Annotated in this window: 19 protein-coding genes, 1 pseudogene and 1 riboswitch; of the genes and pseudogenes, 4 read left to right on the top strand and 16 right to left on the bottom strand. The window is 44.8% G+C overall.

What is annotated here, in order from left to right; all coding sequences use genetic code 11:
* Window positions 1–51: 51 nt before the first annotated feature.
* From alr to acpS, 3 genes are all read right to left on the bottom strand, one after another.
* A complete protein-coding gene (gene alr, locus CJU60_RS14495; RefSeq protein WP_024120297.1) occupies window positions 52–1221 on the bottom strand; it encodes an alanine racemase in 1170 nt (389 codons plus the stop codon).
* Between the two features lie 116 nt (window positions 1222–1337).
* Window positions 1338–2354: a LolA family protein gene (locus CJU60_RS14490; RefSeq protein WP_082687822.1), complete on the bottom strand. Its 1017-nt coding sequence runs from the start codon at window positions 2352–2354 to the stop codon at window positions 1338–1340.
* 165 nt (window positions 2355–2519) lie between these two features.
* Window positions 2520–2885, bottom strand: coding sequence for a holo-ACP synthase (gene acpS, locus CJU60_RS14485; protein WP_095714126.1), 366 nt, complete (start codon window positions 2883–2885; stop codon window positions 2520–2522).
* A gap of 94 nt (window positions 2886–2979) precedes the next feature.
* On the opposite strand from acpS, the gene CJU60_RS14480 reads away from it, so the two are divergent.
* Window positions 2980–3579: a rhomboid family intramembrane serine protease gene (locus CJU60_RS14480; RefSeq protein WP_095714125.1), complete on the top strand. Its 600-nt coding sequence runs from the start codon at window positions 2980–2982 to the stop codon at window positions 3577–3579.
* Here CJU60_RS14480 and CJU60_RS14475 read toward each other — a convergent pair.
* The 5 genes from CJU60_RS14475 to CJU60_RS14455 form a co-directional block, all read right to left on the bottom strand.
* Window positions 3576–5057 carry a PH domain-containing protein gene (locus CJU60_RS14475; RefSeq protein WP_024120293.1) on the bottom strand — a complete coding sequence of 494 codons (1482 nt, stop codon included), beginning with the start codon at window positions 5055–5057 and terminating at the stop codon, window positions 3576–3578. The genes CJU60_RS14480 and CJU60_RS14475 overlap by 4 nt on opposite strands.
* Window positions 5047–5526: a PH domain-containing protein gene (locus CJU60_RS14470; protein ID WP_095714124.1), complete on the bottom strand. Its 480-nt coding sequence runs from the start codon at window positions 5524–5526 to the stop codon at window positions 5047–5049. The genes CJU60_RS14475 and CJU60_RS14470 overlap by 11 nt, the downstream gene beginning before the upstream one ends.
* Before the next feature lie 183 nt (window positions 5527–5709).
* Entirely contained in the window at window positions 5710–7194 is a 1485-nt protein-coding gene (gene cshA, locus CJU60_RS14465; RefSeq protein WP_024120291.1) for a degradosome RNA helicase CshA, read from the bottom strand.
* A gap of 423 nt (window positions 7195–7617) precedes the next feature.
* Window positions 7618–8991, bottom strand: coding sequence for a UDP-N-acetylmuramoyl-tripeptide--D-alanyl-D-alanine ligase (locus CJU60_RS14460; protein ID WP_095714123.1), 1374 nt, complete (start codon window positions 8989–8991; stop codon window positions 7618–7620).
* Between the two features lie 74 nt (window positions 8992–9065).
* The gene (locus tag CJU60_RS14455) at window positions 9066–10151 is read right to left on the bottom strand and encodes a D-alanine--D-alanine ligase (protein ID WP_095714122.1); all 1086 of its coding nucleotides are present in this window, start codon (window positions 10149–10151) and stop codon (window positions 9066–9068) included.
* A 153-nt stretch (window positions 10152–10304) separates the two neighbouring features.
* Between CJU60_RS14455 and CJU60_RS14450 the strand changes: the two genes are divergently transcribed.
* Window positions 10305–10625 carry a thioredoxin family protein gene (locus tag CJU60_RS14450; protein WP_010333104.1) on the top strand — a complete coding sequence of 107 codons (321 nt, stop codon included), beginning with the start codon at window positions 10305–10307 and terminating at the stop codon, window positions 10623–10625.
* A 14-nt stretch (window positions 10626–10639) separates the two neighbouring features.
* On the opposite strand, the gene CJU60_RS14445 is transcribed toward CJU60_RS14450, so the two are convergent.
* Window positions 10640–11512 (bottom strand): cation diffusion facilitator family transporter, encoded by an 873-nt coding sequence (locus CJU60_RS14445; protein WP_095714121.1) that lies wholly within the window; start codon window positions 11510–11512, stop codon window positions 10640–10642.
* 249 nt (window positions 11513–11761) lie between these two features.
* Here CJU60_RS14445 and CJU60_RS14440 point away from each other — a divergent pair.
* Window positions 11762–11927, top strand: a pseudogene (locus CJU60_RS14440) (Fur-regulated basic protein FbpA).
* Window positions 11914–12060, top strand: coding sequence for a Fur-regulated basic protein FbpB (gene fbpB / locus CJU60_RS14435; RefSeq protein WP_010333101.1), 147 nt, complete (start codon window positions 11914–11916; stop codon window positions 12058–12060). The pseudogene CJU60_RS14440 and the gene fbpB overlap by 14 nt, the downstream one beginning before the upstream one ends.
* A gap of 24 nt (window positions 12061–12084) precedes the next feature.
* Here fbpB and CJU60_RS14430 read toward each other — a convergent pair whose 3' ends face one another.
* From CJU60_RS14430 to dctP, 7 genes are all read right to left on the bottom strand, one after another.
* Window positions 12085–13230: an acyl-CoA dehydrogenase family protein gene (locus CJU60_RS14430; RefSeq protein ID WP_095714120.1), complete on the bottom strand. Its 1146-nt coding sequence runs from the start codon at window positions 13228–13230 to the stop codon at window positions 12085–12087.
* Between the two features lie 128 nt (window positions 13231–13358).
* Window positions 13359–13694: a hypothetical protein gene (locus CJU60_RS14425; RefSeq protein WP_003225151.1), complete on the bottom strand. Its 336-nt coding sequence runs from the start codon at window positions 13692–13694 to the stop codon at window positions 13359–13361.
* Between the two features lie 95 nt (window positions 13695–13789).
* A complete protein-coding gene (locus tag CJU60_RS14420; RefSeq protein WP_095714119.1) occupies window positions 13790–14557 on the bottom strand; it encodes an ABC transporter permease in 768 nt (255 codons plus the stop codon).
* Window positions 14550–15476 carry an ABC transporter ATP-binding protein gene (locus CJU60_RS14415; protein ID WP_095714118.1) on the bottom strand — a complete coding sequence of 309 codons (927 nt, stop codon included), beginning with the start codon at window positions 15474–15476 and terminating at the stop codon, window positions 14550–14552. Before CJU60_RS14415 ends, CJU60_RS14420 begins: the two co-directional genes overlap by 8 nt.
* A 90-nt stretch (window positions 15477–15566) precedes the next feature.
* Window positions 15567–16805: a dicarboxylate/amino acid:cation symporter gene (locus CJU60_RS14410; protein ID WP_024120282.1), complete on the bottom strand. Its 1239-nt coding sequence runs from the start codon at window positions 16803–16805 to the stop codon at window positions 15567–15569.
* A gap of 72 nt (window positions 16806–16877) precedes the next feature.
* A riboswitch (cyclic di-AMP (ydaO/yuaA leader) is annotated at window positions 16878–17009 on the bottom strand.
* Window positions 17010–17058: 49 nt separating this feature from the next.
* Complete coding sequence (locus CJU60_RS14405; protein WP_024120281.1) at window positions 17059–18111, bottom strand: AI-2E family transporter; 1053 nt, start codon at window positions 18109–18111, stop codon at window positions 17059–17061.
* Between the two features lie 146 nt (window positions 18112–18257).
* A complete protein-coding gene (gene dctP, locus CJU60_RS14400) occupies window positions 18258–19523 on the bottom strand; it encodes a C4-dicarboxylate transporter DctP (protein ID WP_095714117.1) in 1266 nt (421 codons plus the stop codon).
* Between the last annotated feature and the right edge of the window lie 103 nt (window positions 19524–19626).

The following is a 19626-nucleotide window of genomic DNA, read 5'->3' as shown; positions in this document are numbered from 1 at the left end:
TATTCACTCTTCAAGCAAAGCTGTTTTAAAAATTCTCTATCGTGATATGAGCTATTCGCTTGCATTCCCCTGCAATAAAGGGTTTCTTACTTCCATTATACTCCCATTTTCCAAAAACATACGGGGAACGCGGGAACTTATTGTACAAGCCACCTCGTAGTTAATGGTTTCGAGCCTGCCTGCGACCTCATCCATGGAAATATATTCATCCCCCTGGCAGCCGATCAATGTGACTTTTGAGCCCGGCGGATATTCCTGATCCAGCTCCACCATAAATTGGTCCATGCAGATTCGGCCGGCGATTTTCAGCCGTTTTCCTTTCACGAGTATCTCTGTTCCCTTTAATTGGCGGAGCCAGCCGTCCGCATAGCCAACAGGTACCGTTCCGATCCATGTGTCTTTTTCCGCTGTGTATTCCGCCCCGTAGCTGACACTTTCCCCTTTATGTACCTTTTTGACATGCGACAGGGTCGAATGCAGGGTGAATGCGGGACGCAGTTTAAACGGGATTTCATCGGTAATTTCCGCTGACGGACGCAGGCCGTACATGCCGATGCCAAATCTGACCGCGTTAAAAAAGCCTTTTTTCAGACGCAGGCCGGCGGCGCTGTTGGCGCAGTGAACCATCATTTTCTTTAAAGGCAGAGGAGCAATCAATTCTTTAAAGCGTTCAAACTGCATCAGAAAGTAGTCTCTTTGTTTTTCATCAGCAGTCGCAAAATGAGTGAAGACCCCTTTGCATTTTAAGCCCGGGTTGCGCTCCAGAATTTTCATCACGTGATGAATCTCTTCTTCTGTTTTCACACCGAGCCTGTTCATTCCCGTATCGACTTTCAGATGAAAATGAAGGGAAGCTTTCTTGAGGTGGCGCGCAGCTTCCTGAAGCCATTCAACAGAATAACCCGTTAACGTCACATCGTATTCCGCCGCGATTTTCACATACTCCGGAGGAACCGCGCCGAGCACCAATATAGGCGCTTTCAGGCCCCGCTGGCGAAGAGAAATCGCTTCATCCAAGATCGCCACGGCTAAGCATGAAGCACCTGACTCAAGAGCCGCCTTCGCTACTTCGGCATCCCCATGTCCGTAGGCATTTGCTTTCACAACCGCCATCAGGTGGACATGTTCACCGATGTGTTTTTTCATATTACTTACATTTTCTTTAATCGCGGACAGATCAATTTCCGCCCACGTGTCTCTGTAAAAAGGTTTTGTGCTCATTTATGACACTTCCTAGCGTTTATTCAATATCATTTACATATCATACTAAAATTATAGGGCAAAGTGAAATTCTGCCTGACGAAAAAAAGGCCAAATTTGATTCGGCCTTTAGGAGATTATTTGGATGATTGTCCCTTCATGCTTTTGGCGACTGTCACCATCTCCTCTTGTGAAAGATCTTTTGATGACAGAAGATAATCCACGCCTTCATAAGTCCATGTTAGCGAAGCATCTGACAAAGCGCCGATTGTGTAGCCGAGATTCACCGGTTCCGCGTTCAGCGTGACTGAGGAGGACGCTTTCGCAACCTGGGCTTTTTCCTGAATTAAGGTAAACGATTTTTCTCCGCCGTAAGTCATGATGACGCGCTTGCCATCTTCCGTTGAAATATCTTTTTCTTCAAGCAGTTTTACGCCTAGCGGCAGTTCAAGCGGCGTTTTGACGGCAAAAGAGTCGGAAGGCTTCGCGCTAGTGGCGACATCCATTTGAGAAAGGGTCATATTTTTCTTTTCATCAAAGGACTCTTTGTCAAATTGCTTATTGAATTGGAAGCTGCTGAACTCTACTTTCACCATCACTTTACGGTCGGTATCCATGACTTTGACAGATAGCGGGCTCATGTCCTTCTTGTTAAATGTGATTTCTTGTGTCGGAAGCATTTTGTTATGCTGATAGTTCGTTTTTGTTTCAAATACGTATTCTGATTCTTTTGAAGTGAAGACTGCATCCGAATCGTTTTGAATATCCTTTACAAGCGATTCAAACAAATAGACTTGGCTGCTGTTGTTTGGCCAGTCGCTTTGAAACCTGAAGCTCTTATTTAAAGACGGTGTGAGAACAAATACTCCGTTTTCATTTCGTAAAATGACTTGGTTTTGGTCCTTTTTCGGATTTTCCAAATAGACCCGGTACAGAGACGGTTTTTTGTGCCAGATTTCCACATTGTATACTTGCGGGTCACTCCCTGTCTCAATGGTCATTTTTGCTTTTGCTTTGTACGAGGTATATTCTTTCGCCTTCTCGTCCAGCCCGGTAACGACATCTTCCTGTGATTTTTGTCCGCAGGCAGAAAGAATAAGGACAGCCAGCAGTCCCGTTAAAAGCAAAACAAAGCTTTTTCTCACCTTTTTCAACCCCTTTTTCTCAATTGATGTAAAAGGAAGAAATCGCTTGTTTGACTTTAACGGTACGCTCGGTACACGGTTAAACAGAACAGAGGCGTACCATAAAAGCCTCAAACAACTCGTCTCCCTTAGTGCATTATCAAATATATGAGAGGGGTGTCCCTAATATGCAGACTAGCTTGACAACCTTTCAATGACAACCTGTGCAGCCGCATATTCCTTCGTATGAGTGATTGACACATGAACGGCGGCTTGGCTCAGCTTTGCGCAAACAATAAAAGGCTTGCCATTCGAATTTTTTGTCACTTCAATATCTTGAAAACTTAAATTCTTGCCTATTCCTGTGCCGAATGCTTTCGAAAAAGCTTCTTTTGCCGCAAATCTTCCTGCGAGAAATTCAATTTTTCTTTTCTCAGAAAGCTCATGATACTGAGCAAGTTCGCCGCCTGTTAAAATACGCTCGGCAAATCGTTTCTGACGATCGGCCATTGAAGCGATCCGCTTAAGCTCAACGATGTCTAATCCTATACCGTAAATCATGTTTTACACCCTCCTTTGCGCTTGTACTATTTGAATGGTTTGTCTCATAAACGTGTTACTATAGAAATACCAAAATGATGAAATGGGGCTCGGCATGTTTATACGGACTGAAAACTTTCAAACCTTTATCAGGCTTTATCCCGTCGTCACCTTTATATTGGCTGCTCAGGCCGTTCTCTGGCTGTTCTTTTCACTTCCTGTTCCTTCAGTCGTGTTGTGGAGAGACGCTGTCACAGGCTATAACCTTGGCGTCGCTAACGGTGAATGGTGGCGGCTGGTCACGCCGATTTTTCTTCACGCAGGGTTTACCCATTTGCTGTTTAATTCAATGTCCATCTTTTTATTTGCGCCGGCTCTGGAACGAATGCTCGGAAAAGCGCGTTTCCTTCTTGTGTATGCAGGTTCCGGAATGATCGGAAACATCGGCACGTATTTTACAGAACCGCTTGATTATGTGCATGTCGGAGCTTCCGGCGCGATCTTCGGGCTGTTCGGCGTTTATCTGTTTATGGTTCTTTATCGTAAAGAGCTGATCGGGCAGGACAACTCCAAAATGATTATCACATTGCTTGCCTTTGCCGTTCTCATGTCGTTTATCAACTCCAATATTAACATGATGGCCCACCTGTTTGGACTTTGCGGCGGGTTTCTCCTGTCTTTTTTATGTGTGCCAAAAAAAGAGCGGCGGTATTAACCGTCCGCTTTTTCATATGAGTACCAATTTAAAATGAAATCTGCATCCTCTTCTCCCACATCTCTCACCGTTAATTCTTCCATATGGCTTGACGATTTTACCGAGGTGGAAATGGTATACAGCTTCCCCTTCTTTTGAAAATAAGATTGGCTCGCTTTGCATACCTGCATTCGCTTTCTCAACACAATTGCAGTCGTTCTGCCGATAAATCTCGATGTCAGCTGGAGACGGTCTCCGCTGATCACCCAGGCCGCATCTTTATAAGCAAGATACCCGAAAAACAATTCAATCGGCAGCAGGACAATCGAGAGATAACCCCATGGCTGAAAGAAAATACACAGCGGAATGATGAAAAAGATGGAGAAAATGGTTGAGCGGAATAAGTACCGCTTCAATGCGCGCCGCGGCAGATGGCGGCGATTTTCTTCCAGCGTGTATTCCGGCGTAAAAGTACGCAGCATGCCAGGAAGCTTTTTTTTGTGGATCATCGGAAACAGAATGGTCGAAGCGCCCTCTGCTTTTTCCGGGTCTCCTCCGCCGCCCGCGCTGACGATTGACACCGTCGCAAAACCGAAAAGCTGGCGGATGATGTTTTCTTTTATTTTGATGGCTTGTATTTTGCGAAGCGGTATGGTGACTTGGTGTTTTTCAATAATACCTCTTGAGATCACCAATTCCTGCTCTTTTTTCATGATTTGAAAGTTAGCATATTTGAACATCATGCCGGCTATGCTGAGAATCCAGGTGATAAATAAACCAATAAATATAAGTACGGCGTATATGCCTATATTGGCGTGCTGCAGAAAGGAGAATTTTTTGAAGAGCCAATCCATCGGCAGCACCTCATCCAGCTGAGAAATGAGCGCAAATACAGCAGAGATAATCACGCCGATTCCTCCGGATGTTGAAGCGGCCATAAGTAATTCTTTTGCATTCATGCTGTAGTTCACCTGCGGCTCCGCATCCGGGAGCGCCTCTTTATCTTCTGACAGGCCTTCATCGGTATCGATTGGATTTCTTTCTGCTTTTTTCTTAAATACAGCTTCTTTGATTCTTTCAGCTTCTTCAACTGAAATAGCCGACAATACCGCTTCCGCCTCTTTGCCGCCGCCAGCCGTTTCAATTTGCAGTTTGACAAGCTTGAAAATTTGCTGGACCACACCCGCACTCGTATTCATCGTTTGAATCCGGTCAATCGATATATACCTCTTTTTCGTCACAAACAAGCCTTCTTCGATTCTGAATTCATCATCTTCGATTCGATAGGAAAACTTTCTCCATTTGATGATGCTTGCTGCCACGAGCCAGATGAACAAAACGCCGAGCGCGATGGCTCCGTAAAAACGGACAGTGTGATTAGAGTTGACGATATACACAAAAAAGAATGGCAGAATAATATTTTTTATCGTTTGAATAATGGTATGGGATAAATTCAAAATGACTGCCGCCGGGTGAAGGCGTTTCGGTTCAGACATCATCGTCAGTCACCCTTGCCAGGCGCGAAATGGAGTCTCTCAGCTGATCCGCTTCCTCCATCTCTAAAGCAGGAATCGAATGCACAGTTGCCGCCGTGAAGATTTTCACTGTCGCCAGATTGTATTTTCTTAATAACGGCCCTTGCGAGGTGTCTACGTGCTGAACCCTGACCATCGGCACGATCACGCGTGTCACAACAAAGATACCTGATTGAATATCTATTTCGTTTTCATGAACTTCATAACGCCACACTTTGTGCCGGATCTTTGGAATCAGATAAATCGTCACAACCGAACCCAGCAGCCAAACTGCGCCGAGCACGCCGCTGATCCAGTACGGCCAATGGAAAAAATAACTTAACACTGCAACTGCTATGACAATAAGCAAGCAGACAGCGGATATGATTATCTCTTGAAGTCGCCAAACCTTTAATCCGTCTGGACTGATTTGGTTTTTTGGCTGCTTTCTCAAAATACCTACCTCCCGTTTTTCTCATCGTTACTTATACGCGCTTATGCAGAAAAAGTTTCATCTTTAAGCATACATAGAAAAAACGGTTCCGTCAGCTGAAAATTTGCTTAATGGCCATGAATTTTTGAACATAAAAAAAGCCCAAAACAACACATGTTTTAGGCTCTTAAATTCTTTACAGAATTAGTATGATTTTTTCTGGCGTCTGTCACCTGAAGAACGGCGATCGTTTGAACGCTTTTTATCATAGGAAGAACGGTTGCTGCTTTTCCCTTTACCGCCGCGGTAGCCGCCGCCTTGTCCGTCTCTGCGTTTGGAAGTGCGTTGGTTTTTGTAGCGTTTGCCGATCATCGGCGCTTCGTCTGTTAAGCGAACAGGTGTGCTATCCGGCTCTTTTGTAGCCATTTTGATAGCCGCTGCAACCACTGTCACTGCATCATGATCTTCAAGCAGCTCAGCTGCCGCTGTCATGTAGAAGTTCAAGTTGTTTTCGCTGATTGTCGTACGAAGACGATCAACTGTAACCTGCTGCTGGCCTTCTAACGCTTCATCAAGTGTCGGCTCTTTCATGCGGTCCATTTTGCGTTTCGTTGTTTGTTCAATTGCACGAAGCATGCTTTTCTCACGCGGTGTGATAAACGTCATCGCCATACCTGTTTTACCTGCGCGGCCTGTTCTTCCGATACGGTGAACATAGCTTTCAGGATCTTGAGGCACGTCGAAGTTGTACACGTGTGTAACACCTGAGATATCGAGTCCGCGAGCTGCAACATCAGTTGCAACAAGTACTTCGATTGCACCTTCTTTAAATTTGCGAAGCGCAACCATACGTTTCGCCTGCGTTAAATCACCATGAATTCCTTCAGCTGCATATCCGCGAAGGTTCAGGGCTTCTGCCAGTTCATCAACACGGCGTTTTGTACGTCCGAATACAATCGCAAGCTCAGGAGACTGAATGTCAAGAAGACGAGTCAGTGTGTCGAACTTTTTACGTTCCTGTACTTCCAAATAGAACTGCTGAATGTTAGAAACAGTCATTTCTTTTGCTTTTACTTTTACGTGTTCAGGCTCAGTCATGAAACGCTCTGCAATGCGTTTGATCGGCGCTGGCATTGTAGCTGAGAACAGAAGCGTCTGATGCTCGCTCGGCACATTTGAAAGAATAGATTCGATGTCGTCGATGAACCCCATATTCAGCATTTCATCCGCTTCATCCATTACAACAGTATTTACATTGTTTAAACGAATCGTGCGGCGGTTAATGTGGTCAAGAAGACGTCCCGGTGTTCCGACAATGATATGCGGATTTTTCTTTAACGCCCGGATTTGTCGTCCAATATCCTGCCCACCGTAAATAGGAAGAACTTTCGCACGTTTATCTTGTCCGATTTTATATAATTCTTCAGATACTTGAATGGCTAGTTCACGGGTTGGTGCGATTACGATTGCTTGAATATTAGGAGACTCGGGGTTAATTTTCTCAACAAGGGGTATACCAAACGCAGCTGTTTTACCTGTACCTGTTTGCGCTTGTCCAATGACATCTTTATTTGAAAGTCCGAGCGGAATCGTTTGTGCCTGAATCGGCGTTGCTTCTTCAAATCCCATACGGTTAATTGCCTTCATGAGATCAGAACTTAATTGAAAATCTTGAAACGTTATAGTCAAATTATTCAAACTCCTTCTAATTGCTGTTTCAGTAATGTCGTGATTTACCACTTAAAAACTGCCCTCCATGGAAAAAGGACAGGATCCTTACGTATACAAAGCCCGAATTACTTTAAGTTTTATCTTACCATTACACTACTTGTTTTTCAATAACGCGGTAAGCAGATCAGCATTTTGAATGCGCTCGCTGACCTGCTAACCAAATATGCCGGACGATGCCCCATCCCGCTCCTTGTGTCCGCGGAAAACCTAAAGTCAGCGGATGGCGGTCCGTATACATATTTTCGTATCGCGAAATAAACCTGTCATTATTGTACCATAGCCTCAGCCGGTCATACATAAATTATTTCGGGCCGGCATACATTAGTGTCTGCACATCATTTTTATTTTATGATTGCAATCTGCTTTTTTCCGCAGGATTTTTTAAGAAAACGGGCTCTCCATTAAATCTTTAACGATTTCTTCAAGCTTCATACCTCTTGACGCCTTGAATAAAATCAAATCTCCCTTTGCCGCTTTATTCTTCAGGGCCTGAGTGAGATCTTTTTTGTCGCTGAAGTGGCTGATGCGTTCTTCGCTAAAATGTTCCATCGCACCTTCCGCGATAAATGCCCCCAGTTTTCCATACGTAAAGACGTGGTCAATTTTGTCCGGGCTGATCACAGCGCCGCATTCCTTATGGAACGTTTCTTCAAGATCGCCGAGTTCAAGCATGTCTCCGAGCACGACCATTTTCTTCCCGTATCCGTCAAGGCTTTCTGTCAGTTGGATTGCAGCCTTCATCGACGTCGGGCTCGCGTTATAAGCGTCATTAATAATAGAAATGCCGCTGTCTGTTTTCATCAATTCAAGTCTCATGCCGGTGACCTTCAGGCCGCTTAATCCTTTTGCCGCATCCTCAGGCGTGATGCCGAAATAAGCCCCTGCGGCAATTGCCGCCATGGCGTTCATCACATTATGTTTGCCCAGTATAGGGATAAAAAACGTTTTTTCTATGCCTTTGATCGTAAAATGGGTTCCCGCTTCACTCTGGCTGACATCCCGCAGCTGATAATCGTTTTCCGCTCCAGTACCATACGTTTTCGTTTGGCAGCTGTAGTCTTTTTGCAAGAGCGGTTCGTCTCCGATATAAATCAGCACACCGTCTTCTTTCAGGCCGTTGATAATTTCCAGTTTCGCTTCCGCAATGCCTTCTCTTGAACCAAGATCCTGCATGTGGGATTCGCCGATATTCGTTATCACAGCCGCATCCGGATTTGCCAGGCGGCTCAGGAGGTCAATTTCTCCTTTTGCACTCATTCCCATTTCCAGTACAGCAATTTCTGTATCTTCTGGCATCGCTAACACTGTAAGCGGCAGCCCGATATGGTTGTTGAAGTTTCCTCCTGTTTTATGGACGCGGTACCGCGTTTGCAGGACAGTGTGAATCATGTCTTTGGTCGTCGTTTTGCCGTTGCTTCCTGTTACCCCGATGACACGTGTGCCCAGCTCCTGTAAATAAGCTTTTGCAAGCTGCTGGAGCGCAGACAATGTATCTTCCACCAGAATCACAGCTTGATTCTCGGGCGGATTTGGTTCCGAGCGGTTCCACAGAACGGCAGACACACCAGCTTCAAAAGCCTGCGGCACAAAAGTGTGGCCGTTAAAATGTTCCCCTTTCAGCGGGATGAAAAGCTGATTGCTTTCCAGCTTTCTTGTATCTGTAGCAACTCCATGAATGACTGTATTTTCATATTGCGGGTTTGTCAGTGTGCCTTTGACCATTTCGGCAATTTTTTTTACGGTTCGCTTAATCAAGTAAGGTCCCTCTCTTTCTTTTGGTGATATACGGGAAAAGACACTGCCCTTTTACCGGCAGTGTCCGTCTTCATTTAGAATGTATGTTTAATCAATTGCTTTTCAGCGTGGCGTTCTTTAGCCAGCTCTACAAGCTGTTCAATGAGGTCAGCGTATTCAACTCCGGCTTCTTTCCAGAGAAGCGGGAACATGCTGAACGGTGTAAAACCAGGCATCGTGTTTACTTCATTGATCAGCACTTCGCCGTCAGCTGTCAGGAAAAAGTCCGCTCTGACAAGTCCTGAACCGTCAATTGATTTAAACGCTCTGATCGCCATGTCACTGATTTTCGCGTATTCCTCATCTGTTACAGCCGCAGGAATAATCAGGTCGGTGTCTCCATCCTCGTATTTCGCTTTGTAATCGTAGAAATCTGTCTTAGGTGCGATTTCTCCAACTGCAGAGCATTTAGGATCATCATTTCCGAGAACGCCGATTTCAATTTCGCGGCCGTTGATGCCTTCTTCGACTACGACTTTCCGGTCATATTGGAACGCCAGCTCAAACGCTTTTTGCAGTTCTTCACGGTTTCGGCATTTGCTGATTCCGACGCTTGAGCCAAGGTTGGCCGGCTTCACGAAGCAAGGGTAGCCCAATTCTTGTTCTACTTGCTCGCAGCTTTCTTCTGGAGAACGAGTCCAGTCTTTTTTAAGGAAGGCTGTGTATTTCGCCTGTGCAAGGCCGGCTTGCGCAAACAAATGCTTCATGACAACTTTATCCATACCAGCTGAGGAAGCGAGCACACCGTTGCCGACATAAGGAATATTTAAAAGTTCAAGCATTCCCTGGATCGTTCCGTCCTCTCCGTTCGGGCCGTGCAGGAGCGGGAAGACGACATCAATTGCTTCATTTTGTTGTGACACTTCCTGCGGAAACATCTCCTGGTTGAGAGCAGATGGAGAAAAAGCAGTTCCGCCCTGCTCAAGCTGAAGCATTTTTACGTTGGAAACAGGCTCTGTTAAACGTGCGCCTCTTATCCATTCGCCTTTTTCAGTTATATAAATTGGATGTATATCAAACTTCTCAGTATTTAGCGCTTTTGTTACAGCCAGAGCTGTCTGAAGCGAAACATTATGTTCGGCTGACTTACCGCCGTACACTAATCCTAGACTTGTTTTCAATGGATACTCCCCCCACTACAATTCATCTTTACTATCTTATCACTTTCACAAGAAAATGATCTAATTATTTTTGGGCATGCTGAAGCTGAATGCATTTGTATGTAATTCCTTTTTATTTTATATTAAAATGGCATTGAAAAGGAGATGTGACATATGAAAAAAATCACAACAAAAGAACAATTTAATGAATTGATTCAATCTGATAAAGAAATCATTGTAAAGTTTTATGCTGATTGGTGCCCTGACTGCACACGCATGAATATGTTCATCGGCGATATTTTGGAAACGTACAATCAAAACGATTGGTACGAGCTGAATAAGGACGAGCTTCCTGAACTGGCTGAAACATATCAGGTAATGGGTATTCCAAGCCTGCTCATTTTCAAAAATGGAGAAAAAACAGGCCATCTTCACAGCGCCAATGCCAAAACGCCTGAAGAAGTGACTGAATTCTTATCAGAACATATAAGCTAATTCGATAAGCAGCCCTATTTTATGTCGTCGGGCTCTACGTGAACATGAACATGAGTGACATCGTGTTCATGTTTTATTTTGTTTTCTACCTCATCTGCGACTCCATGGCCTTCCTCTACTGTCAGCTTCGGATCCACTGTAATGACCATCTCTATATGTACTGTGCTGCCCAAGTATCGCGCTTTCACGTCCTTAAGATGATGCACATTTTCTATCCGGCCGACAGTCTGTTTATAAGGTTCAAGATCTTTCAAATGAAACCCGTCCGTTAATGAATGCGAAGCGTCTTTGAAGATATCCCAGGCTGTCTTGCAAATGATGATTCCGATAATAAAAGCCGTAACCGGATCTATCCAGGCCAGCTGCAGCTGGGAAGAAAAAACACCGATAAACGCTCCGGCACTGACAAATGCGTCTGACCTGCTGTCCTTCGCCGCCGCCATAAGTGCAGAGCTTTTAATGGATGCTGCGAGTCTTTTGTTATATAAATAGATGCCGTACATAAACACTGCACTGCCTAAAGCCGTCCACGCCGCGATAAGGCTTGGCGTTTCTGATGTGCCGCCCGCAATCGCTTTTCCTCCGCCGATTAACACTTCAATTCCAACAGCCATCATAATAAAAGACGCAATAAGGGACGAAATTGTTTCAGCCCGATAATGGCCATATGGGTGGTCACTGTCAGCCGGCCTTTGCGAAATACGCAGTCCGATCAGCACCGCTATTGACGCCACAATATCTGTCCCATTGTTTAACCCGTCTGCTCTCAGCGCTTCAGAATGATACAGTATTCCGATTGTCAGCTTCACAGCAGCAAGAATGATATATGCCAAAATATTGAGGAGTGCTCCTTTTTCTCCCTTTTTAAGATTATCTGTCCTCCCCATTGAATACCAGCCTCCATTCTATTACATAGTATGGTTAAAAACATGAAAAATAGCAGCAGCGATTCTCAACGGGGAGGGAAATTTCGACAGCAAATTATTGCCCGGGAAACTTTTTGTCGATATGTTGAAGGTTTGCTTACTTACGAAAGAATAGGACTGTTTTCACCTTTACAGGCTGTGGCGGACATTGTATACTGAGGTTAATTGATAATGATTATCAATATCGTTTGATTGGAGGTTGGTGACACAATGACACCTCAGTCTGCAGAAATCAGAAAAAAGCATCTCATTCATCTGTTAATACAGAATGGTATATACAAAAAGTCAAAGCGTCATTTGTATGAATTGTCGCTGATGGAGCTGGAAAGTGAATACAAAACATTGTCAGGAGGCGCCAGGGCATGCCAAAGCGTAAAATAAAAACCTACCAACAGCTGATCCAGGAAAACAAAGAGGCGATCATGGGCAATCCAAAGCTGATGAACGTCATTTACGACAGAATTGACCGCAAGCATCAGAAGAATCTCCAGGAACAAAACAATACATAAAAAAGAGCCGGCAAAGGCTCTTTTTTATGTATTGAAAGCTTCTGCGGCCAGCTTTTGAATGACCGCGTCGTCCATCGGCGGGTTATGGAGACCGGCGCGCACATCCCGGTAATAGCGCTGAAGCGGATTGGTGCGTTCGAGGCTTTTGGCCCCTGCAATTCTCATCGCTTTGTCTACAACAGAAAGCGCGGCGTTTGTGACGATATGTTTTGCCGCACCGAGCTCACTCTTCAAGTAAGGGCGGCGCTCCGGATCGTCATACAATTCAGCCGCATGAAAAAGAAAGTGTCTGGCATTCAGCAATTCAAGCTCCATTTCGCCTGTTCTTTGCTGAACGGCCGGAACATCCTTGATCGGCCCCTTCAAACTATTTGGAGAATACTCGGAGGCAAAGCGCACCGCATAGTCTCTAGCAGCTTGAGCCACGCCAAGATAAACCGCCGGAATATGGAGCAGCCAGCCATTTGGCTTTGCTCCCCGCGGCCCTTGAAGCAACTCTACCAGTTTATCGTCCTCCAGCGTTACCTCGTTTAATACAAGATCATGGCTGCCGGTAGCCCGCATCGCCATCATATCCCATGTTTCTTCAATTGATACACCAGGATCATTTTTATGAACCAACACGACACCTGTTGTTTGTTTTTCTTCAATCCATGCCGTCACTAAAAAATAATCAAGCGCTTGCGACATTGTCGTAAACGTTTTTCTTCCATTCACCACCCATTTGCCGTCCTTTTTGACGGCGGCAGTCCCGGGGCGTCCTCCCCTGGTCGGGCTCCCGGTTTTCGCTTCTGTCGCTGCTCTATTGATCACGGCGCCGTTTTGGACTTCCTTTGCGATAAACGCAAACACATCTTCATCCCAGCTGTTTCCTTCTCCGAGCTCTCCCATCACGCTTAAATGCCAGCCGATGCTCAGAGCTGCAGGAGCATCTCCCCGTGCAAGCCGCTCTTGAAAAAGCAGCATGTCGTAAACAGACATTCCTGCTCCTCCATGGGATTTTGGCACGGTTATCGCCGTATATCCCGAATCACGCAGTTTTTGTATTTTTTCGGCAGGAAATCGTCCCTGTTCATCATCCTCAGCGGCTGTTTGCTGAAATTCATCCGCTAGCTGTCCTATTTTCTCTATCCATTGCCGCTGTTTTTCGTTCCGTACAAATAATGACATCCGGCAGCCCCCCATTTTTTCAATTCCGATAAATTTAATATGTATTATAGATTTCCAGCCATGATTCCGCAACTGTTAACAATTTGTCCACGATAGAAAAACACGCCGTTCCCGAGGGAACAGCGTGTTTAAACCGGATTTGCATCCCGGTCTTGTTTCATACCGAGATAAATGAGCATATAAGTCAGGTAACCCATTGTCATGACCAATCCGCCGAAGAAAAAGCTTGAGAAAATCGGCTCTTCAAAGGCAGTAACTGCCGCAAGCACAATCCAGCTTGCATACAGATATATGATAAAATAACGGATACCCGTCTTCATTTTATATATCATGTACAGCCCCACGAGAGAAAACAACCCCAGCGCGAGCCTGAAATATACAAGATGTTCAAACTGAAACATGAATGACACAAATGAGAATCCAAGCAGCAATACAATCGGTAAAGCGGTAATAAAGTTCCTCAATTCGAGACACCTCCGTCAGTACCTTTATTATAAACCAAAACATCGAATGATATTGATTTACGTGAGCTTTTTCACAAAAATGTCATTCCTTGCCTTTAGATTCGAACATCCCGTTTGCAGAAACTCCACCAGGCAACGGCAATGAAGAAAACAGCATGAATCACAATAATCCCTACAGAGAACAATGGCGTCATGCCTGAAAACAGAGCCGTTTGTCCGCTTTTGTACTGAGTGAAGTCCGTGTTTGCAAAAAGCAAAAAGCTTCCCCATTTGTTTTCAAACAGCTTCATGATTTGCACAAGTGAACTTGCTCCATATAAAACGACAAAAGAAACAACAACTGAAATGGCACTGTTGCGGAACAGTGATGAACAAAGCAAACCGAATAATCCCATCAGCACCGCTTCTAGCCAGTTTGTGCCGATTAGCTCCAATGTGTTGATGAACAATGTTTTTGATTCAGATGTCACGGACGTGCCAAAAAAGACAAGACCGAATAATAAAGCCAGAATGTAGTATGCCAGATAAAGATAGAAGCTGACCATTACAACTGCCATAAGTTTCGACCAAAAGACCTTTTGCCGCTTGACCGGGCGAATAAGCAGAAATTTGATTGTCTTTTTATCAAATTCATTAGAAATAATCGTCGCTGCAATGACAATGGTTAACGCCTGCAGCAAGATATTCAGGGTCGGTGTATAGGAAAAGTAGCCGATGAAGTTTTCGTCAGTTCCGGCACTGATAACGATCCGTTTAATGATCAGCGCCATGAAAAATTGAAATACGGCCATCAATATAAGCGAAACAAATGTGACTTTCCGATTAAAGAGTTTCATATGTTCATTCCATATTAATTTAGACAAGCTCTTCTCCCTCCTCTTGATGAGCGGTTGTCGCTTTTATAAATTCGTCTTCCAGTGACTGCGTATAAGGCATAATTGAAAATACGTTCAGTCCTTGTCCGACTAGCGAGCGGTTCAGCTCTGGTATATTTTCTTTCGCTATATCCACCACGATGGAGCCGTCTTTACGTTCAGCTGTGTATCCATTGCCCGTCAGCCAATCGAGCGCTTTTTGCGCCGGTTGCACTTCAATAACGGCTTTTTCCGTTTTCTGACCGGCTCCATTCAGGCTCACTTCTGCTTTGATCTCGCCTTTTTGTATGATGATCACACGGTCACACAGGTCTTCAACTTCACGCAATAAATGAGTGGCGAATAAAACCGCTGTTCCTTCCTCTTCGGCGAGCTCCTTAATATGGTCGCGAAAATCCTTCATACCGGCAGGATCAAGACCGTTTGTCGGCTCATCTAAAATGAGAAGCTTCGGCCGGTGAAGAATTGCCTGGGCAATGCCGAGACGCTGGCGCATGCCGAGGGAGTAGGTTTTCACCTTATCATCAATTGCTGACGTCAGCCCGACTCGTTCCACCACTTCGTCCAGTCTTTCATCAGTTATCTTTTTGTGCATATTTGCAAAGTGTTTGAGGTTTTCCCAGCCTGACAGGTACGGGTAAAACTCAGGGTTTTCAACGATCGCGCCGACAGCTTCCATCGCTTGTTCGAACTCAGTATCATGCTTGAATCCGTTGATGGCCACGCTTCCGCTGTTTTGTTTTAACAGTCCGACGATGATGCGGATGAGTGTCGTTTTTCCGGAACCGTTCGGACCGAGAAGACCGATAATCTCTCCCTGCCTGACGTCCATGCTGATCTGTTTTAAAATCTGTTTAGACCCTATTTTTTTATCAAGGCCTTCAATATGTAAAATCGGCTCAGCCATAAAGCCTTCCTCCTTTTTTCGACAAAAATAAACAGTGCCTAAAAATAGGCACTGTTTGTATTATAGCATTTGTTGCTTCCAAATGTTTGGTTAAACCGATAGAGTCGGTGCTTGCTCCGGCTGTTTGTTCTTTTCTGTTTCTGTAATGATGACGGCACAGGCCGCGTCTCCTGTTGTGTTGACCACTGTGCGAAGCATATCGAGCAAGCGGTCTATTCCGAGGATCAATCCGATACCCTCAACAGGCAAGCCGACTGATTGAAGCACCATAGCGAGCATAATCAAACCCACTCCCGGAACACCCGCAGTTCCCACACTTGCTAATACAGCCGTCAATATCACCATCAGCAATTGCGTAAATGTAAGATCATGTCCGAATACCTGTGCAATGAAGATGGTGGCCACCCCTTGCATAATAGCTGTCCCGTCCATGTTAATCGTCGCCCCGAGCGGCTGAACGAAGCTGCTGATCGGCTCAGGCACTTTTAGTTTTTTCTGGGCTACATCCATTGATACCGGAAGCGTTGCATTGCTGCTTGAGGTACTGAACGCAACGACCATAACTTCTGAGAAATCTTTAAAGAATGTAATCGGATTTCTTTTTGCTAAAAGAGCCACTGTTGAACCGTATGTGACGATTGCATGTATGACAAGAGACAGTGTAACAACAATCATGTACAGCCCCATCGCTTTTATTGCACTGAATCCCTGGCTGCCGATAGCTGTCGCAATGAGACCAAACGTGCCGTATGGCGCAAACTTCATGACCAGGTTGACCAGATACATCATCAGTTCATTGCCCTGCTCCACGACTTTCAAAAGCATATCCGCTTTTTTGCCTAGCATCGTAATCCCGAGTCCGACAAAAATGGAAAACACGATAATCTGGAGCATATTCCCTTCGGTCATCGCTTGAACGGGATTGGCCGGAATCATGTTCAGAAGTGTGTCAGCAACACTCGGCGCTTCTTCTGCCTCGAATTTAGCGGATGAGACATCATAAGTGCCGAACTCACCCGGCTTAATGACAAGCGCCAGTATAAGCCCGATCGTAATCGCCACCGCTGTCGTGATGAGAAAATAAGAAATGGCCTTCACACCGATTCTGCCAAGCTTTTTAGGATCGCCAAGCCCGGCAACTCCTAATGTAAGAGAGAAAAAAACAATCGGTACGACAAGCATTTTAATGAGATTTAAAAAGATGGTGCCAAGAGGCCCGAATACAAACTTATTCAAATTTTCAAATAATTCAGGTGATGTTACGTTAAGAATAATCCCCGTGACGGCACCCAGAACCAATGCAATGATGATCTTTCTTGCCAGTTTCATCCGCATTCCTCCTTTTTTGAAAAAAAGCCCGCAAGAGACTCCCGCGGACTTTGGCTGTATCATAAAACCACAGGATTCTCTCTTCACGCTGATGAGGTTAGCTGCCGGGTTCGGACGAAGAGATGTCCGTTTTTCAGATGAAAAATGAACCCCAAAAGATCGGGTCCCCCACTCCTTTTAAAAAGGATTAAGCGTGTGGCTTACTTTTGTATGATGTAGTTTTATTTATACAGAAAATATCCAATTTTGTAAACTATTTTTTGTTACTTTTCTCTCGAGGTCTTTTAGGCCTATTTTCCTTGTTGGTTACATCAAGAATATCAAGGAGAAATACAAAGATCGGAATCCCGATAATTAAGCCCCAAATGCCGAGAAAGTGTTCAGAAAAAATCAGGACTGTAAATGTGAAAAAGATCGGCAGCTCTGTTTTCGCTGACATCAGCTTCGGATTGAGGAAATATGTCTCAATCGCATGAATGGCGAAAATGACGAGCACAATGTAGAGCACATACATTCCGCCGCCTGTGCTGTATGCAATAATACTAAGCGGAATCAGGGAGATGACAACGCCTGCTACTGGGATCAATCCGAGAAAGAAAACCATGATGGACAGCCCCAACAGCTGAGGGAAGTGCATAATCCAGAGCGCAATAAAAGTCAGTATGCAGTTCACGAGCGCAATGATAAATTGTGCCTCAAGCACCTTGCCGAACGTTCTCGCGAATTTACCTCCGAAAAAAGCAATCTCATTATAAAAAACAGCAAGCTTGCTCGTTTTAAACTGCTCCATAAATTCAGACAGCCGTTTTTTCTCAAATAAGAAGAACATGCTGAGAATGAGCGCCATCACGATCTGCAAGCCGAATGTGCTGATATCGGCCAGATACGTATATAGTACATTGAAACCCTCTTTGACATACGAACTGATATTAATATCTCCGAAAACACTTGTGATCTCATCAAAGAAAGGAATGCTGCTTGGATGATACGCAATATGTTTAATCTGCTTGATCAGCTGCTGAATCTGTGCGGCAACGACCGGATAAAACACAAACCCTCCGACTGTAAGCAGCACGGCCAGCAAAATGTAGAGAAACGTAATGACAACCCGCTGGCTCACGCGGAAGAACCGGCTTAAAAACTGCCGGACGACAAGCTCCAAACGATCCATAAGAAATGTGAAAATGAAGGTCAGCAATATTAAGTTGATCATGCTCTTAAATAGATATAACACACCAGTTAACACGACAAAGATGGAAAAACGCCTTACTCCCGGGTGCTGAAAAAATTTTACTAAAGCGGCCATTTATACACTCCTGTTAGGACAAACGTCCTTCATTCAATATAGTATCCATTTGTAAATTATATAACAAAAAAATGCTGAGGTCTCTGTCCTCACCTTAATTATTCTTAAACAATTAAAAAAACGGCCCCATAATGGGCCGTTTTTTTTCAGACTGCTGCTTTCATTTTTTTCATGCCTTCAACAGCCTCCACGCTTTTTGCTTCATCGAATTCTTTTTCACTTTTTGCAACGATGATTGTGGCGATTCCGTTTCCGATCAGGTTCACAATCGCTCTTCCTTCACTCATGAAACGGTCGACACCAAGCAGAAGCGCAAGACCCTCAAGCGGAATGACCTGAAGTGCTGACAGCGTTGACGCAAGAACGATAAATCCGCTTCCTGTCACACCGGCTGCCCCCTTCGAAGTCAGCATCAGAACGAGGATAATCGTAATTTGCTGGCCGATGCTGAGATCCACTCCAAACACTTGAGCCAGAAAGACAGTCGCCATTGATAAATAAATGGATGTTCCGTCAAGGTTAAACGAATACCCGGTCGGAATAACGAGCCCGACGACTGATTTTGAACAGCCGTAGCGTTCCATTTTATCCATCATTCTCGGAAGAACCGATTCTGAAGAGCTTGTGCCGAGCACGATGAGAAGCTCATCTTTGATGAAGCGCAGGTAATTCCACAGGCTGAATCCGTATAGCTTGCAGATGATATTTAAAACAACAAACACGAACAGGAACATTGTGATATACACGGACAGCATTAAGCTGGCAAGCGGCTTGATGGAATCGAGTCCGAAGTGCCCGATCGTATACGCCATCGCTCCGAATGCACCGATTGGAGCGGCACGCATAACATAGCCGATAATTTTGAAAAAGACATGTGAAATTTTATCAAAGAAATCAATGACGCTTTTCCCTTTTTCACCTAACGCCGCTAGACCGACTCCGAAAAGAATGGAAAAGAATAAGACCTGCAAAATATCCCCTTTTGCGAAGGCATCAACCATGTTGGACGGTACGATGTGTGTGACAAATTCAACCCAGTCGATCCCCTGACCGCCATTTTGGGTGTATTGTGAGACATCTCCCTTTTCAAGCTTGCTGTAATCGAGGCCCGCACCCGGCTTCATAATATTGACGACAAATAAACCGATAATGAGTGCAAGGGTCGTAACAACCTCGAAATAGATAAATGCTTTTCCCCCTACTTTTCCAACCTTCTTCATATCGCCCATTTTTGCAATCCCGAGAACGATTGTGAAGAAAATGATTGGAGCGATCACCATTTTCACAGCGTTGATAAAGGTATCGCCAAGCGGTTTCATTTCTTTCCCGACATCCGGCCAAACCAATCCGACAATGACCCCGATGATGACCGCGGTTATGACTTGAACTGTTAAATTTTTAAACAGTTTCATATTCTCCCTCCCCTGTCCTAGTCGCCTTTGTGTCTTTCTTACTAGAATGATAGCGTTTTCATTAGGAGCGGGGAAGTTTATGTTCATAACGGACATTTTGGTC

It is taken from the genome of Bacillus sp. 7705b (genome assembly GCF_002289525.1).
GTDB classification, from domain to species: Bacteria; Bacillota; Bacilli; order Bacillales; family Bacillaceae; genus Bacillus; species Bacillus halotolerans.
The sequence above is the reverse complement of the archived record's forward strand: the minus strand, read 5'-3'. Positions and strand labels throughout refer to the sequence as shown.